At 27.9% G+C, this 15,810-nt stretch carries 11 protein-coding genes, 1 tRNA gene and 2 pseudogenes; 5 read left to right on the plus strand and 9 right to left on the minus strand.

All coding sequences use genetic code 11. From position 1 onward, the window contains the following. Nucleotides 1-2,031 carry an NAD-dependent DNA ligase LigA gene (gene ligA / locus Q0X98_RS02685; RefSeq protein WP_297681201.1) on the plus strand — a complete coding sequence of 677 codons (2,031 nt, stop codon included), beginning with the start codon at nt 1-3 and terminating at the stop codon, nt 2,029-2,031. On the opposite strand, the gene Q0X98_RS02690 is transcribed toward ligA, so the two are convergent. Beyond that, nucleotides 2,014-3,708, minus strand: a complete 1,695-nt coding sequence (locus tag Q0X98_RS02690; RefSeq protein WP_297681203.1) for an aminopeptidase P family protein — start codon at nt 3,706-3,708, stop codon at nt 2,014-2,016. The two genes, ligA and Q0X98_RS02690, sit on opposite strands and share 18 nt — an antisense overlap. Further along, the gene (locus tag Q0X98_RS02695; protein ID WP_297681205.1) at nt 3,705-5,741 is read right to left on the minus strand and encodes a UvrD-helicase domain-containing protein; all 2,037 of its coding nucleotides are present in this window, start codon (nt 5,739-5,741) and stop codon (nt 3,705-3,707) included. Before Q0X98_RS02695 ends, Q0X98_RS02690 begins: the two co-directional genes overlap by 4 nt. Before the next feature lie 32 nt (nt 5,742-5,773). On the opposite strand from Q0X98_RS02695, the gene Q0X98_RS02700 reads away from it, so the two are divergent. Then, on the plus strand, nt 5,774-7,312 hold the full coding sequence (locus tag Q0X98_RS02700; protein ID WP_297681207.1) for a hypothetical protein: 1,539 nt from the start codon (nt 5,774-5,776) through the stop codon (nt 7,310-7,312). Here Q0X98_RS02700 and fumC read toward each other — a convergent pair. Then, nucleotides 7,300-8,689 (minus strand): annotated as a pseudogene (fumC, locus tag Q0X98_RS07435) (class II fumarate hydratase). The gene Q0X98_RS02700 and the pseudogene fumC overlap by 13 nt on opposite strands. A gap of 66 nt (nt 8,690-8,755) precedes the next feature. Here fumC and Q0X98_RS02715 point away from each other — a divergent pair. Then, entirely contained in the window at nt 8,756-9,127 is a 372-nt protein-coding gene (locus Q0X98_RS02715) for a nucleoside triphosphate pyrophosphohydrolase family protein (RefSeq protein WP_297681213.1), read from the plus strand. Here Q0X98_RS02715 and nadC read toward each other — a convergent pair. Further along, a complete protein-coding gene (gene nadC / locus Q0X98_RS02720; RefSeq protein WP_297681215.1) occupies nt 9,124-9,957 on the minus strand; it encodes a carboxylating nicotinate-nucleotide diphosphorylase in 834 nt (277 codons plus the stop codon). The two genes, Q0X98_RS02715 and nadC, sit on opposite strands and share 4 nt — an antisense overlap. A 4-nt stretch (nt 9,958-9,961) precedes the next feature. After that, nucleotides 9,962-10,951 carry a quinolinate synthase NadA gene (nadA, locus tag Q0X98_RS02725; RefSeq protein WP_297681216.1) on the minus strand — a complete coding sequence of 330 codons (990 nt, stop codon included), beginning with the start codon at nt 10,949-10,951 and terminating at the stop codon, nt 9,962-9,964. Nucleotides 10,952-11,006: 55 nt separating this feature from the next. On the opposite strand from nadA, the gene Q0X98_RS02730 reads away from it, so the two are divergent. Then, a tRNA-Leu gene (locus Q0X98_RS02730) sits at nt 11,007-11,092 on the plus strand. A 192-nt stretch (nt 11,093-11,284) separates the two neighbouring features. Here the strand turns inward: Q0X98_RS02730 and Q0X98_RS02735 are convergent. Together Q0X98_RS02735 and Q0X98_RS02740 are read right to left on the minus strand one after the other, a co-directional pair. Further along, nucleotides 11,285-11,677 (minus strand): folate-binding protein YgfZ, encoded by a 393-nt coding sequence (locus tag Q0X98_RS02735; protein WP_297681218.1) that lies wholly within the window; start codon nt 11,675-11,677, stop codon nt 11,285-11,287. Beyond that, entirely contained in the window at nt 11,658-12,176 is a 519-nt protein-coding gene (locus tag Q0X98_RS02740; protein WP_297681219.1) for a hypothetical protein, read from the minus strand. The genes Q0X98_RS02735 and Q0X98_RS02740 overlap by 20 nt, the downstream gene beginning before the upstream one ends. A gap of 43 nt (nt 12,177-12,219) precedes the next feature. Between Q0X98_RS02740 and Q0X98_RS02745 the strand changes: the two genes are divergently transcribed. Continuing rightward, nucleotides 12,220-13,527, plus strand: a complete 1,308-nt coding sequence (locus Q0X98_RS02745; RefSeq protein ID WP_297681221.1) for a dihydroorotase — start codon at nt 12,220-12,222, stop codon at nt 13,525-13,527. Here the strand turns inward: Q0X98_RS02745 and Q0X98_RS02750 are convergent. After that, the gene (locus Q0X98_RS02750; RefSeq protein ID WP_297681223.1) at nt 13,520-13,852 is read right to left on the minus strand and encodes a multidrug efflux SMR transporter; all 333 of its coding nucleotides are present in this window, start codon (nt 13,850-13,852) and stop codon (nt 13,520-13,522) included. The two genes, Q0X98_RS02745 and Q0X98_RS02750, sit on opposite strands and share 8 nt — an antisense overlap. Further along, a pseudogene (locus Q0X98_RS07440) lies at nt 13,845-15,747 on the minus strand (propionyl-CoA synthetase). The gene Q0X98_RS02750 and the pseudogene Q0X98_RS07440 overlap by 8 nt, the downstream one beginning before the upstream one ends. Nucleotides 15,748-15,810 lie beyond the last annotated feature (63 nt).

The following is a 15,810-nucleotide window of genomic DNA, read 5'->3' on the forward strand; positions in this document are numbered from 1 at the left end:
ATGAATAAAAAAAAAATAGAATCTGAGTATAAAAAAAAAATAAATTTATTAACTACTTATAATAAAAATTATTATGATGCTAGTAAACCATTAGTATCAGATAAAAAATATGATGAATTAAAAAATAGTATTTTAATTTTAGAAAGTAAATATTCTTTTCTTAATTCTGAAACATCACCGTCAAAAGTTGTTGGATTTAAACCATCTAAAAATTTCCAAAAGATAGCTCATAGAGCCCCAATGTTATCTTTGGCAAATGCTTTTGAAAGAGAAGATTTAATTAATTTTGAAAAAAAAATATTAAATTTTCTGTCTAAAAATAAGGATTACCAGCTTTCTTATAGTGCAGAGCCAAAGATAGACGGAATATCAGCCTCATTAATATACAAAAATGGTGAGTTTAAAATTGGATTATCAAGAGGTGATGGAAAAGAAGGTGAGGACATAACAGCTAATCTTGCAACTATAAAAGATATTCCAAAAAAAATTCAGTCTAAAGATTTTCCTGAGGAAATTGATATTAGGGGCGAAGTATTTATACAAAATAGTGATTTTAAAAATTTAAAAGAAAAATTTGCAAATCCAAGAAATGCTGCATCAGGATCATTACGACAAAAAAATCCTGATGAAACAAAAAAAATTCCCTTAAAATTTATTGCCTATACATTTGGTTATGAAAAAGGTCTTAAAGCAAAAAATCAGAAAGATTTTTTAAAAAATTTAGATGATTGGGGTTTTAAAACAAATCCTTTAAATAGACTATTTGTAGGTGTTGATAATTTATTGATTAATTATTCCAGGATAGAAAAGGACAGGACAAAAATTGATTTTGATATTGATGGTATAGTTTATAAAATTAATAACTTTGAACTTCAAAAAAGACTTGGGAACGTTGCAAATTCACCAAGGTGGGCTATTGCTCATAAATTTGCTTCTAACAAAGCAATATCTAAAATTCTTAATATTGAAATTCAAATTGGAAGAACTGGAGCTTTGACACCAGTTGCAAAAATCAAACCAATTAATATAGGAGGGGTTATTGTATCTAATGCAACTCTGCATAATGAAGACGAAATTGATAGAAAAGATATCAGAATTGGTGATTTAGCAACCATAGAAAGAGCAGGGGATGTAATACCCCACATACTTTCAGTTGATAAAATCAAGAGAGATAAAAAATTAACAAAATTTATTTTTCCACAAAAATGCCCATCGTGTGGTTCAAAAACAATCAAAGAATTTAATAATATTACTAAAAAAGAAGATGCAGTGAGAAGGTGTTCTAGCGAGGGATATGATTGTGAGAAAATTGCAATAGAAAAATTAAAACATTTTGTCTCAAAAGATGCATTTAATATTGATGGATTTGGAAAAAAAATTGTAGAGAACTTTTGGAGCCTCAATTTAATAAAATTACCACACGATATATTTAATTTAGATTTTACAAAGATAGAAAATCTTGAAGGTTGGGGCAGACAATCAATGGAAAATTTAAAATATTCAATTAATCAAAGAAAAAATATTTCTTTAGAAAGATTAATCTACTCATTAGGTATTAGACATATTGGTTTAGAAAATGCAAAAATTTTGTCAAAATATTTTAAATCATTTTCAAAGTTTATTAGTTTTTCAAATGGAGCAATTTTAGATGATATACTTAATATTGATGGGATTGGAGAAACTCAGTTGAAGTCGGTTAAAAATTTTTTTGATAATAAAACTAATATAGATATTTTGAAAAAATTACAAAAAATTTTAAAAGTAAAAGATGCTGCAAATAAAGATAAAAATGGACTATTAAATGAAAAAACATTTATGGTAACTGGAAAGCTAAATGGCATCAGTAGAGCAGAGGTAAAATCTTTAATAGAAGAAAACTCTGGCACTTCAGTGAGTACTGTAACTAAAAAATTAAATTATTTAATTATTGGTGAAAAACCAACTAAAAAAAAAATTGATAAAGCTAAAGAATTTAATGTTACAATATTAAATCAAAGTGGATTTTTAAAAATGTTAAATATAACTAGCTAACCATTTTCTCTCATTTAGAGAAAGATATTTTGAAAGTTTTGAATAAACATCTAAATGATATTTGAAAAGATAATTTTTTTCTGATTTTGATAAAAGATCATAATTAATTAAATCTTTTTCTATTGGAGCAAGAGTTAAATTTTCAAAAAAAATTTTTTTCTTAATTTTTTTAACAAAAACAAGGTTTTCTATTCTTATACCATACGAACCTTTTTTATAATAACCCGGTTCATTACTTAAAATCATACCTTCTTGAATTTTGACTTTATTTAGTTTGGAGATTGATTGAGGTCCTTCATGTACATTTAAAAAGAAACCAACACCATGCCCTGTACCATGAGCGTAATCTAATTTACTTTCATTCAAATATTTTCTGGCTCTTTTATCTATTTTTAGTCCTGTATTATCCAATCTTAAATCAGTATTTGCTACAGCTATATGTCCCTTTAATACTTTAGTGTAAATATTCTTGATACTCGGTTTTGGTTTTGTAAAACAGATAGTTCTAGTGACATCAGTGGTGCCATAATTATATTGACCACCAGAGTCACATAAAAAAATATCATTTTTTCTTATTATTCTACAACTTCCTTTTTTGGCTCTATAATGAACAATGGCACCATTTTCCCCAGCTCCTGCAATTGTTTCAAAACTTGGATATAAATATTTGTTACTTTTTTTTCTAAATTTTTCTAATTTTATCTGAGCATCAACTTCTGTAATTTTTTTTTTATTAACTTTTTTAATCCAATAAATAAATTTTGTTAGTGCTACACCATCTATAACATGAGATTTAATCATATTATTAATTTCAGTATTATTTTTTATAGCTTTTAAAATATAAGTTGGATCTTCTCTTTTTATAATCTTAAATTTAGATTTGATAATATTTTCATAAAAAATAGAACAAGATTTATTATCAATTATGAAGTTTTTACCACTTAAAGTTATAATTTTTTTTGGTAAATCATTTGTGATCATTAATTGAGTCTTATTAATTATTTTTTCCTTAATTAGTTTTTTAGCTTTTTGTGTTTCTGTTATTAAAAAGATTTTTTTTGACTTGTTAATGATTAATCTTGAATTTGGTACAGGACTATTTGGACCATCACCACCTCTAATGTTTAAAATCCAAGCCACATTTTCTGGGGCAGATACAAATAGATTATCTGCTTTATTTTTTTTTAAGTAATTTATAATTTTATTTATTTTTGATTTACTATTTTCTCCAATAATTTCATCTTTGAGTGAAAAAAAAGGAATATTTTTTGTTATTCTAGGGTTTTTTATTTCATCAATTAAGTTATTCGTCAAAAACTTAATTTTGTTATGTTTTAAAAAATAATTATTTATTTGGTGATGTGTAAATAGTTTTGGGTCTATCCCTAGTTTTAGATTTTTAAACAAATCACAATTAATTATTTTTTCGTAGCTAATAATTTTAAAATATTTTCCACTCTCTTTTTCGCTTTGAATGGTGTATCGACCATCTGTAAACAAATAGTTCTTATTTTTTAAAACAATAGCCAAACCAGCAGAGCCAGTAAAATTTGATATAATTTTTAATCTATTTATTTTTGAATATTCTGTAAAATAATCATCATTTTTTGGTATAATATATCCATCGATACCGTATTTTTTAAATTTTTTTCTTAACTCTTTTACTTCTTTGTTCATTTAATTCTCTTTTGATATCTTATCCATCCAGGGCTTCTTGTGCCTTCTTCAATTTCAAAATCTTGATTAAAATCAAAATCTTGATCATCGTCAACCTCTTCATCAAAAAAAGAATTTTTTTCTAAATGTTTTTCTGGCAATTCTTCTATAAATCTTGAGGCCATGCTATCAATCCAATCACCTTGGTAAAACCTATTCATTGAAAATGAAATTATAGCTTTTTTTTTTGCTCTTGTAATTCCAACATAAGCTAAACGACGTTCTTCTTCTAAACCATTTTGGCCTTTTTCCTCAATTGATTTTTGATGAGGAAATAAACCTTCTTCCCAACCAGGAAGAAAAACTACATCAAATTCAAGTCCTTTTGCTGCATGCATGGTCATCATATTAATCTTTTCCCCATCCCATTCTTGATCAATTGAAGTTGCAAGGGAAACGTGTTCTAAAAAGCTTTCTAGATTGTCAAATTCTTTCATTGCACTTAATAATTCTTTAATATTTTCCAATCTATTCTCATTATCTAAATCTTTTTTATTTTTAAGCATTGCCGAGTAACCAGACTCGTCCAAAACTATTTGTAGCAATTTTATATGATTAATTTTTTTTATATTAAGGTCATTTCTCCATTTATTTAATGCATTAAGAAAAAAACTAAGACCTATTTTTGTTTTTGGTTTAATCAAATTTTGCTCAATCATTTTATTTGCTGCAGACTCTAAACTTAAATTATTATCTTTTCCAAACTCATGAACACTTTTTAAGGTAGTATCCCCGATGGATCTTTTGGGATTATTGACAATTCTTTCAAAAGCAAGGTCATCTTTTTCTTGATGAATTAATCTTAAATAGGCAACACAATCTTTAATTTCAGCCCTTTCATAAAATTTTGTTCCTCCCAAAATTCTGTAAGGCATACCAATTTTAAGAAATCTTTCTTCAAATTCTCTTGTTTGAAATATAGCTCTAACTAAAATGGCCATTTCATTAAATGAATATTTCTTTTTTAATTTTTTTTCTATTTCATCTGAAATTCCAATTGCTTCATCTTTTCCATTTTTAAAACAATTTAGTTTGACTAAATCTCCTTCTTCCATAGTAGTGGTAAGCGTTTTGCCGACTCTATTTTGATTATTTGAGATTAGATTTGAAGCAACTGATAAAATATTCTGGGAAGATCTATAATTTTGTTCAAGCCTAATTACTTTCGTGTTTTCGTATACTTGATCAAATTCTAAAAAATTTTTAATTTCCGCACCCCTCCAACTATAAATAGATTGATCATCATCTCCTACACAACATAAATTTTTGGTTTTTTCAGATAATAAGCTTAACCATTTGCTTTGAATAAAATTAGTATCTTGATATTCATCAACTAAAATATATTTAAAGTTTGTTGTATAGATTTGTCTTATATCAGGATAATTTTCTAAAATTTTTACAGTATGTAAAATTAAGTCACCAAAATCACATGAATTTAAATCTATTAATTTTTGTTGATAAATTTTATACAAGGGAAGTATAGTTTTTTCATAAACATCTTTATTGTTTACTATAACTTCAGATGGGTAATATCCTTTATTTTTCCATCTATCAATTATTGCTAATATAAATCTAGGTGCTAATTGCTTGATATCAATATTTTCACTTTTACATATATTTTTAATAAGTCTTGTTTGGTCATCAGTATCTATAATGGTAAAATTTGAATTTAGATTTACAGCGGTTGCGTGTTTTCTCAATATTTTTGCACAAATTGAATGAAATGTTCCAAGCCAAGAAAGACCAGTTGCGGCTGAACCAAGCATCTTACTCACTCTTGTTTGCATTTCTTTTGCAGCTTTGTTTGTAAAAGTTACTGACAAGATTTGATTAGGAAATGCCTTCTTTTCTCTAATTATATGAGCAATTCTTGAAGTCAGAACCTTTGTTTTTCCAGATCCTGCACCTGCAACTATTAATAAAGGCCCATCTAAATATAAAACAGCTTCTTTTTGAGCATTATTTAGATTTTCTAAATAATCAGAGTTTATCATTTAAAATATTTCATTATAAGTTTCATAGTTTTATGAATAATCATAATTATTTTGTTAAAAATTTAGCTAAGTTAAACATCTTTCTAAATACTCAATTAAAGAAAAATTTAAACAAATTTAACAACTTTATAAATAGTCAATTAGAAAAAAATTTAAACAAATTAAATTTTATTTTTAAAAAAGACAAGTTGTTAGCTTTATTAAGCTTAAAAAGAATTTTTCTCTTTAATCTGGTCTTATTTGTCTCTTTTTCTTCATATTTATCTATACCCCATTTATATGATAATAAAAAAATAGTTGCCAATGTTAAGAATCAGTTATCTGAAAATTTAAATTTAGATTTTAATTTATCAAATAATTATAAATATAATTTATTTCCTAGACCTAATTTTGAATTTAAAGCTGGTTCATTTCTAAACCAAGTAGAAAGTTCTGGAGAGGTTAAAATCTATATTTCTCCTAAATACTTATTATTTCCAAACAAAATTAAAATATTAGATGTTATCCTTAATAAAACAAATTTTAATTTGAATAAAAAAAATTATAATTTTTTTACTAAACTTTTAAATAGCAATTTTTCTAATTTTAATCTTAAAATCAAGGATAGTAATATCTTTTATAAAAATATTGTAAATGATGTTTTGTTTATAAATAGAATTAAAGATTTAAAATATTTTTATGACATTAAAAATTTAGAAAACGTTTTATTATCCAAGAATGAAATTTTTAATATATTTTATGAAATTAAAGTCACAGATGACCCAATCAATGAGAAGATTATAAGTAAAGTAAATTTTAAATTTATTAATCTTCAGATTGAAAATAGTTATAATTATTCATCTTATAAAAAAAATGGATTAATAGAATTAATTTATAATAAAAATAAGAGTGAAGGAGTTTACAACCTTGAAAAAAATACTTTTAATTTTAATTATTTAGATAAATCAAAAAATCAAAATTATAAATATAATGGCTCTATAAGTTTAAAACCATTTTTTTCAGAATTTTCTGGTGAACTTAATGAGCTAAGTTCAGATATATTATTAAATTCAAATTCAATTTTGGTTCAATTACTAAAGACAGGGATACTCAATAATGATAATTTAAATATAAATACAAAAATTAATGCAAAACAAATCTCTTCTTTTAGAGATGTAACTAATTTGTTATTGAGTGCTAAAATAAGTGAAGGTTTGGTAGACATAAATGAAACTCAGCTTGAATTAAAAAACTATGCTGATTTTAAAATAACTGATAGTTTGATTTATACGGATAATAATAATTTAATTTTAGATGCTTTAATCTCAATAAACATTAAAGATTCTAACGAGGTTTATAAGATTTTTCAAACTCCACTTAAAAATAGAAAAAAAATTACAAAAATTCAATTCAATTTAATTTATAACTTTGATCAGCAGACTGCTAATTTAAATTCAATTAAAGTTAATGATGTTATTAATAAGAATGTAAATGAAACTTTAAATCAACTTATTTTTAAAGGTACCAAGCTTCAAAATAGAATTTATATAAAAAATCTAGCAAACAAAGCTATTGAAGGTTATTCAGGATAGATCATTTTTTTAGGATCTACTATTTTATCATAGTCCTTTTCACTTATAAGACCTGTCTTTAATGTTTCAAATTTTAGTGTGGTGTCATTCTTAAGAGCCGTCTTTGCAATTCTTGCTGCATTATCATAGCCAATTTTAGGAGCCAAAGCCGTAACAAGCATTAGTGAATTATCTAAATGTTCTTGGATTTTTTTTTTATTAGCTTTTATTCCTTTTACACAATATAGGGCAAAATTTTTAGTACTGTCAGCTATTAAGTCAATAGATTGTAAAATGTTATGTGCGATCAAAGGCTTAAAAACATTTAGTTCAAAATGCCCATGTGATCCTGCAATAGTGATACCATTATGATTACCAATTACTTTGACACAAACCATAGTGACTGCTTCACACTGAGTAGGATTAACTTTTCCTGGCATAATTGAAGAACCTGGTTCATTTTCAGGCAATATAAGTTCACCATATCCAGCTCTAGGACCAGATCCTAAAAATCTAATATCATTGGAAATTTTCATTAAAGCTACAGCACATGTATTTAACGTTCCTGAAAAATTCACAATTGAATCATGAGCTGCAAGTTCAGCAAATTTATTTGCACTAGGTTTAAAGGGAATTTTTGTAAATTTAGCAATTTCTTTAACTATCTTCTTATCAAAATTTTTTCTTGAATTTATGCCGGTACCAACAGCTGTACCACCTTGTGCAAGATATAAAATTTCTTTTAATGCATGCTCTATTCTTTCAATACTTTTTTTAACTTGTGTATGATAGCCAGAAAATTCTTGTCCAAGTGACAAGGGTGTAGCATCTTGTAAATGAGTTCTTCCAATTTTCACTATATTTTTAAACTCGCTTGATTTTTTTCTTTAGTTCTTTTTCTAAAATTTTTAAATTTGGTAATAATTTTTTTAAAGTTTCTTCTGCTACAGAAATATGCATTGCAGTTGGGAAAACATCATTTGTTGATTGAGATTTATTTACATGATCGTTAGGGTGAACTGGTTTTTTAGTTCCTTTTTTACCACCTAGAATTTCTATTGCCCTGTTAGCTATTACCTCATTAACATTCATGTTTGTTTGAGTTCCTGAGCCTGTTTGCCATACTTTAAGAGGAAAATTTTCATCTAATTTTCCTTTTATCACTTCATCAGAGGCTTTAATAATTACTTTAGAAATTTTATTTGAAATTAACTTATCTTTAGAATGAACGATTGCAGCCGACCTTTTAATTATAGCTATAGATTTAATTATTGAAATATTTACTAGTATTTTGCCAATATTGAAAAATTTGTTAGATCGTTGTGTTGATGCTCCCCAATATTTATTATTAGGAACATTTACACTTCCAATACTATCGAATTCTTTTCTTAATTTCATTGATTAATTTATAAGTAATAAATAATTATAACATACAATAATTTTAAAAAAACTTACAGGAGCAAAATGTCAAATTTTAATAAAGTTGGAACTTTTATGAAAACTTTTGGTCAAGAGGTCAAAATGAAACCTTCATTTAGTAGTGAAAAAATTAATAAATTAAGAATAGATCTTATAAAAGAGGAATTAGATGAACTTCAAGAAGCAATGAAAAACAGTGATTTATTAGAAGTTGCTGATGCACTTACAGATATTTTGTATGTAACCTATGGGGCAGGTCATGCCTTTGGAATTGATTTAGATAAATGTTTTGATGAGGTTCAAAATTCTAACATGAGTAAACTGGGCGAAAATGGTGAGCCAATTTATAATGAGTCAGGAAAAGTAATGAAAGGCCCAAATTATTTTAAACCTAATTTATCAAAATTTGTATCTTAGATTTCTAATTTAAAATCAATAGCTGCAGCACTATGAGTTATACTTCCAATAGAAATTCTATTTACACCTGTTTTAGCAACTCTTTTAACTGTTTTTAAATTGATGTTTCCTGAAGCTTCAGTTTCGTAATATTTTTTTACAATTTTAATACCTGCTTTTAGATTTTTAACTGACATATTATCAAACAAAACAGTATTAAATTTTAGACCCATTATTTCATTGAGTTGTTTTAAATTATCAACTTCAACTGTTATTTTTCGTCCTTTTTTATTTTTAATAGCCAATAAAACTAAGTTTTTAACATTTGATGAAGCAATATGATTATCTTTAATTAAAAATTCATCACTTAGATTAAAACGATGATTAGTGCCTCCACCTAACTTGACAGCATACTTTTGAATAACCCTCGTATTTGGAATAGTTTTACGAGTACAACAAATTTTACATTTCTTTCCAGCAAGTTTGACAAATTTATTTGTTTTTGTAGCAATACCTGAAATATGAGATAAAAAATTTAGAGCAATTCTTTCAGCAATTAAAATATTTCTGGCATTTCCTTCAATAGTAGCAATTAAAGAACCTTTTTTTACATTAGATCCATCTTGTTTTTTAATTTGAAATTTAATTTTATTATCAACTAAATTGAAAGCTTGTTTTGCAAACAACAAACCACCAACAATTGCATTTTCATTTGAAATAATTTTTACTTTAATAATTTTATTATTTTTTACTAAACTTGATGTGATGTCTCCAGAGGGATAGAGATCTTCATTCAGTGCCCTCTTAACTGTGTTACGAATAAAATCTTTGCTGAGTTTTATTTTTGACACTTAGTTATCTGCCAATAGCTGCCATTTTTTCAACTGAGACTCTGGCTTTTTCAATTGTATTTTTATCCATAATTATTTCACCAGTTTCGTTTTCAAGGCAATCTAATATTTTGGGAAGTGTAATTTTTTTCATGTGAGGACACATGTTACATGGTTTTACAAATTCTACGTTTGGATTTTCAATTTGTATGTTATCACTCATAGAGCACTCTGTAACCATCATGACCTTTTTAGGTTGGTTATCTTCTACATATTTAATCATTCCAGAAGTGGATCCAGCAAAGTCACTTGCTTTGATTACATCTGGAGGACATTCGGGATGTGCTATTATTTTAATACCTGGATTATTTTTTCTTATATCGTGAATTTCTTTTTCATTGAATTGGTCATGCACAATACAGATGCCTTTCCAGGATATGATTTCTACATCTGTTTGAGAAGCAACGTATTTTGCAAGATAATCATCTGGTAAAAAAATCACTTTTTTAGTACCTAATGATTTTACAATTTTAACAGCATTAGCAGATGTACAACACACATCTGTTTCGGCTTTTACCTCTGCTGATGTATTGACATAAGATACAACAGGAACCCCTGGGTATTTTTCTTTTAATAGCCGAACGTCTTTTCCTGTAATTGAAGATGATAGTGAACAACCTGCATCCATATCTGGTAAAATAACTTTTTTGTCTGGGCTCATTAGTTTTGCTGTTTCTGCCATAAAATGAACTCCAGCCATTAAAATAATATCTGCAGATGTTTTAGAAGCCTCAATAGCTAATGCTAAAGAGTCAGCAGCAAAGTCTGCAACACCATGATAAATTTCTGGAGTTTGGTAGTTATGAGCAAGTATTACTGCATTCTTTTTCTTTTTAAGTTCATTAATTTTGTAAATGTATGGGGCATGAACAGACCATTCAATGTCTGGCATTACTTTAGAAATTTTTTGATAAATAGGATCTGTAGCTTTTTGCACTTCTTGTGTAAATTCCATAATATTATTTACCAATTTGAAAGATAGTTGTCATTCATTTATTATGACACATGTTGCGGTCGTGCTGAAATTGGTAGACAGGCACGGTTGAGGGCCGTGTGGACCTAGTCCATGAGAGTTCGATTCTCTCCGACCGCACCAATGCAAAAATTTTATAGGAGTTTTTAATGGATAAATTACTTTCAGTCATATTTATGGTTGGAATTTTACTTTTAGTTTTTCCAGGTTTTTTACAATCAAATTCTAAACTAAAGCAATTTCTAAAAAATTTAACTATTTGGATTATTATAATCCTTATAATTCTAGTAATTGTTTATTTTTTTAAATAATAAATTAGTTTTTAATCCAATCAGGCATTTCAATTTTTATTGATGCTTCTTTTGTATTGAAGTCAGATTTTCCATTAAAATTTTCATCTAGATATTTAATTAAAGCAAACGGATATTCTTTATCTATTAATACTTTTCCTATTTCATTATCATTATAATAAATACTTTCACCTTCAGTTAATTTTCCATCAATCATACTTATTGGTAGTAATCTTTTTGAAAGTTTATTTTTAAGTTTAATTCTAGCTGTATTTTCTTGCCCAACATAACAACCCTTTTTAAAATCTATTCCATTTAATTCTTCATAATTACACTCAATACCAAATAATTTATTTTGTAATTTATTTAGATTTTTTGGAACTATCCCAAGTTTGTGGCTATGATGAATAATATTCACTCAGTTTTGAATCATGTAAGTCTAGTTTTTTAAGTGATAAATAAAGTTTTTCTAAATTAATGATTAATCTTGCTCCTAATTGTTTTTTTCTTGGATCTAGAAAAATAGGATCTTCTCTATACTTTAGAGTAAATCCAGAAACATCTTGAGCTTCTTCAAAAGTAAGAAATTTTTCTTGGCTAAATGTAGCAACAACAAATTCATTGGTAAGGTTTAGAATTTCTACTTTGGATCTTAATTTATAAATACTTAATTGTTTATATAACCCGTCAGCTTGAGACTTTTCACAATCAATCAAATAACCAGATTTATGTTTAATTATAATAAACTCATATAAAAATTTACCTTGAGGAGTTAGCAATGACGTGAAACAACTATTTATATCACTTACTTTATTTATGTCGTTACTGATAAGATTTTGAAGAAATTCTTTTGCGTCTTCTCCATTAATATAAAGAGTTGATCTATCATCTAAAATGTAAACATTTTTAATATTCATAATTGATTAATTATAGAATGTAATATAATAACATTTTCTTAAAATGTTAGATCTTATAATTAAAAATGGACAATGCTACATCGATGGTGAATTAAAAGATGCTGATGTTGCTGTTAAAGATGGCAAAATTCATAAAATTGGTGAGATATCTGAGGATGCTAAGGAGGTTATAAACGCCGAAGGCCAAACAGTTTTACCTGGATGCATAGATACACAAACTCATTTTAGAGAACCAGGATCAACAGATACAGAAGATTTACACTCAGGAAGTAGAGCTGCAATTGCTGGAGGAATTACAAGTGTATTTGAAATGCCCAACACTAATCCACCAACTTCTAATATGAAGGAGTTTCAAAGAAAATTAGATCTCGCTAAAAACAGAATGTATTGCAATTATGCTTTTTATTTTGGAGCAACAGCTGATAACTCAAGTGATCTTGCAAGTCTAAAGGGGCTTGAAGGGTGTTGTGGCATAAAACTTTTTGCTGGATCATCGACTGGAAATTTATTAGTTGCTGAAGAAGATGATATAGATAAAGTTTTTCAAAATGCATCAAAAGTCGTTGCTGTTCACTCTGAAGATGAGGCAATTTTAAATGTTAATAAAAAGTTGATTAAAGATGACGATGTTCATTCTCACCCAGTTTGGAGAAGTGCAGAGTGCGCAATATCATCTACCAGAAGAATTGTTCGAATAGCGAATAGACATAAGAAAAAAGCTCATGTTCTTCATATAACAACAAAAGAAGAAATTGATTTTTTATCTCAACATAAAGGCAACATTACTTTTGAGATAACTCCTCAGCATTTAACAATATATGCACCAGATTGTTATGAAAAACTTGGAACTTATGCTCAGATGAACCCTCCTTTAAGAGATAAATCTCATTATGATAGATTATGGTATGGGGTAAGAAATAATTTGAATGACACAATAGGTTCAGATCACGCTCCACATTTAAAAGAAAATAAAGAAAAAAGTTATCCTAATTCACCCTCAGGTATGCCTGGTGTTCAAACTTTGATGCCAGTTATGCTTAATCACGTTAACGATGGAAAACTTACACTTAACCAATTAATGAATCTTGTGTGTGAAAACCCAGTTAAGATTTTTGGAATCCAAAACAAAGGATTTATTAAAGAAGGTTTTGATGCTGATTTTACAATTGTTGATATGAATAAGACAATTGAAATTAAAAATGAAAATATTGAAAGTAAATGTGGATGGACTCCTTTTAATGGAGATAAATTTAAGGGGACACCAACGCATACAATAATCGCTGGAAATATTAAAATGCAAGATGGTAAAATTTTAGGTGATCCAGATGGAACACCTTTAAAATTTAGTTAAGCTTTATTGTAAAACTATTTACAAGAACAACTCCAACAACAATAAGGAACAAACCAGCAATTGCTTGCCAAGCCAAGGTTTGTTTAAAAAAGAAATACCCAAGTATTGCTATTGTAAAAATACCCAGTCCACTCCATGTTGCATATACAATTGCAATCGGAAGTTTATCCATTACAAAAGTCATCAAATAGAATGAAGTGAGATAAAATATTGCAAGACAAATAGTCGGTATAATTTTTGTAAAATTTTGTGATACTGGTAATAACATTGTCCCAGCTACCTCACAAAAAATAGCGATGGTTAAAAAAAAATATGTTTTAACCATTACTCAGAATTTTGTTATTAATTAAGTCTTGTTTTATCTCATCAAGGATTGATGGATCATCAATTGTTGGTGGTATTTTATATTCAACATTGTCAGCAATTTTTCTAATCGTTCCTCTTAAAATTTTTCCAGATCTTGTTTTTGGTAATCTTTTTATAACAATTACTACTTTAAATGCAGCAACAGGCCCGATTTTATCTCTAACCATTTGTAATCATTCTTTTGAAATTGTTTCATCATCTTTGTCTACTCCAGATTTTAAAACTACAAGCCCAATTGGAAGCTGTCCTTTTAATTTATCAGCAATACCAAGGACCGCACATTCTGCAACTGATTGGTGTTCAGATAATACTTCTTCAATTGCACCTGTTGACAGTCTATGACCTGCAACATTTATAATGTCATCTGTTCTAGACATAATCCAAATATAACCATCATCATCAATGTGCCCCGCATCATAAGTTTGGTAATAACCTTCATAATTAGTCATATAATTCTCTTTATATCTCTGATCTGCATTCCATAACGTTGGAAAAGTTCCAGGAGGAAGTGGGAGTTTCACAACAATGTCTCCCATTTCGTTTGGTTTTGCCAATGTTTGATCAGGTTTGATAATTTTTACATCATAACCAGGCACAGCTTTGCAAGCAGACCCATATTTAGTTTTCATCATTTCTATTCCTGTACAATTTGAGCTGATCGCCCAACTAGTTTCCGTCTGCCACCAGTGATCAATTACTGGAACCTTAAGTAAATTTTCAGCCCATTTAATAGTATCTGGATCTGCTCTTTCTCCTGCAAGGAATAAGCTCTCAAAACTACTTAAATCATACTTTGAAAAAAATTTACCTTCAGGGTCTTCTTTCTTAATAGCTCTGAAAGCAGTAGGGGCTGTGAATAGAGATTTTACTTTATAGTCAGATATGATTTTCCAGAAAGCTCCTGCATCAGGGGTGCCAACTGGTTTTCCCTCAAATAGAACAGTAGTGCACCCTTTGAATAATGGAGCGTAGACAATATAAGAATGTCCAACGATCCAACCAATATCACTAGCTGACCACCAAATATCATCAGTCATCAATATTGTAAATATTTTTCATAGTCCATTTCAGAGCAACTATATGCCCCCCGATATCTCTGACTATCCCTTTAGGGGTTCCAGTTGTGCCAGATGTATATAAGATATAAGCAAGTTCATTAGAATTCATCTCAACACAATCAGCATCAGATGCATTTGAGACAACTTCATCCCAACTAACTTCTATTGGTGTGTTCAATTTTACTTCATGACCACGTCTTTGAAATAAAATCATTTTACTGATTTTATGATTAGCTAGTTTAATAGCTTCATCGACAAGAGGCTTATATTCTACAGTTCTTCCCGGTTCAAAACCACAAGAGGCAGTAACTAATAATTTAGCTTTACTGTCATCTATTCTGCTTGCAAGTTCGTTCGATGCAAAGCCACCAAAGACCACTGAATGGATTGCCCCAATTCTAGCACAAGCTAGCATTGCAATAACTGCCTCTGGGATCATTGGCATATAGATGATTACTCTATCTCCTTTAAGAACACCCTGATTTTTAAGGGCTCCAGCAAATATTGAAACTTTAGATCTTAGTTCCTCGTAACTAAAATGACTTTTGTTACCTGTAATAGGACTATCATAAATTAAAGCGGTCTTTTTTCCTCTACCTTGATCGATATGGATGTCTAATGCATTATAACAAGTATTGGTTACCCCATCCTCGAACCATTTATAAAATGGTGGATTAGATTTATTTAAAATTTTAGTTGGTTTTTTAAACCAAAATATATCATTCGATGCTTCTTGCCAAAATTTTTCGGGATTATTAATAGATTGATCATAAATTTCTTGAAATTTTTCTGACATAGAATTTTGATTCGATTTATTAAAATAAGTTGGTTTTTAACTTTAAAATTGCATTTAATTTTA

This window comes from uncultured Candidatus Pelagibacter sp. (assembly GCF_943788075.1).
GTDB lineage: Bacteria > Pseudomonadota > Alphaproteobacteria > Pelagibacterales > Pelagibacteraceae > Pelagibacter.

What these genes read in the sequence shown, in the direction of transcription:
- ligA (WP_297681201.1), top strand. Translation starts at nt 1, where the DNA reads ATGAATAAAAAAAAAATAGAATCTGAGTATAAAAAAAAAATAAATTTA.
- Q0X98_RS02690 (WP_297681203.1), bottom strand. Translation starts at nt 3,708, where the DNA reads ATGAACAAAGAAGTAAAAGAGTTAAGAAAAAAATTTAAAAAATACGGT.
- Q0X98_RS02695 (WP_297681205.1), bottom strand. Translation starts at nt 5,741, where the DNA reads ATGATAAACTCTGATTATTTAGAAAATCTAAATAATGCTCAAAAAGAA.
- Q0X98_RS02700 (WP_297681207.1), top strand. Translation starts at nt 5,774, where the DNA reads ATGAATAATCATAATTATTTTGTTAAAAATTTAGCTAAGTTAAACATC.
- Q0X98_RS02715 (WP_297681213.1), top strand. Translation starts at nt 8,756, where the DNA reads ATGTCAAATTTTAATAAAGTTGGAACTTTTATGAAAACTTTTGGTCAA.
- nadA (WP_297681216.1), bottom strand. Translation starts at nt 10,951, where the DNA reads ATGGAATTTACACAAGAAGTGCAAAAAGCTACAGATCCTATTTATCAA.
- Q0X98_RS02740 (WP_297681219.1), bottom strand. Translation starts at nt 12,176, where the DNA reads ATGAATATTAAAAATGTTTACATTTTAGATGATAGATCAACTCTTTAT.
- Q0X98_RS02745 (WP_297681221.1), top strand. Translation starts at nt 12,220, where the DNA reads ATGTTAGATCTTATAATTAAAAATGGACAATGCTACATCGATGGTGAA.
- Q0X98_RS02750 (WP_297681223.1), bottom strand. Translation starts at nt 13,852, where the DNA reads ATGGTTAAAACATATTTTTTTTTAACCATCGCTATTTTTTGTGAGGTA.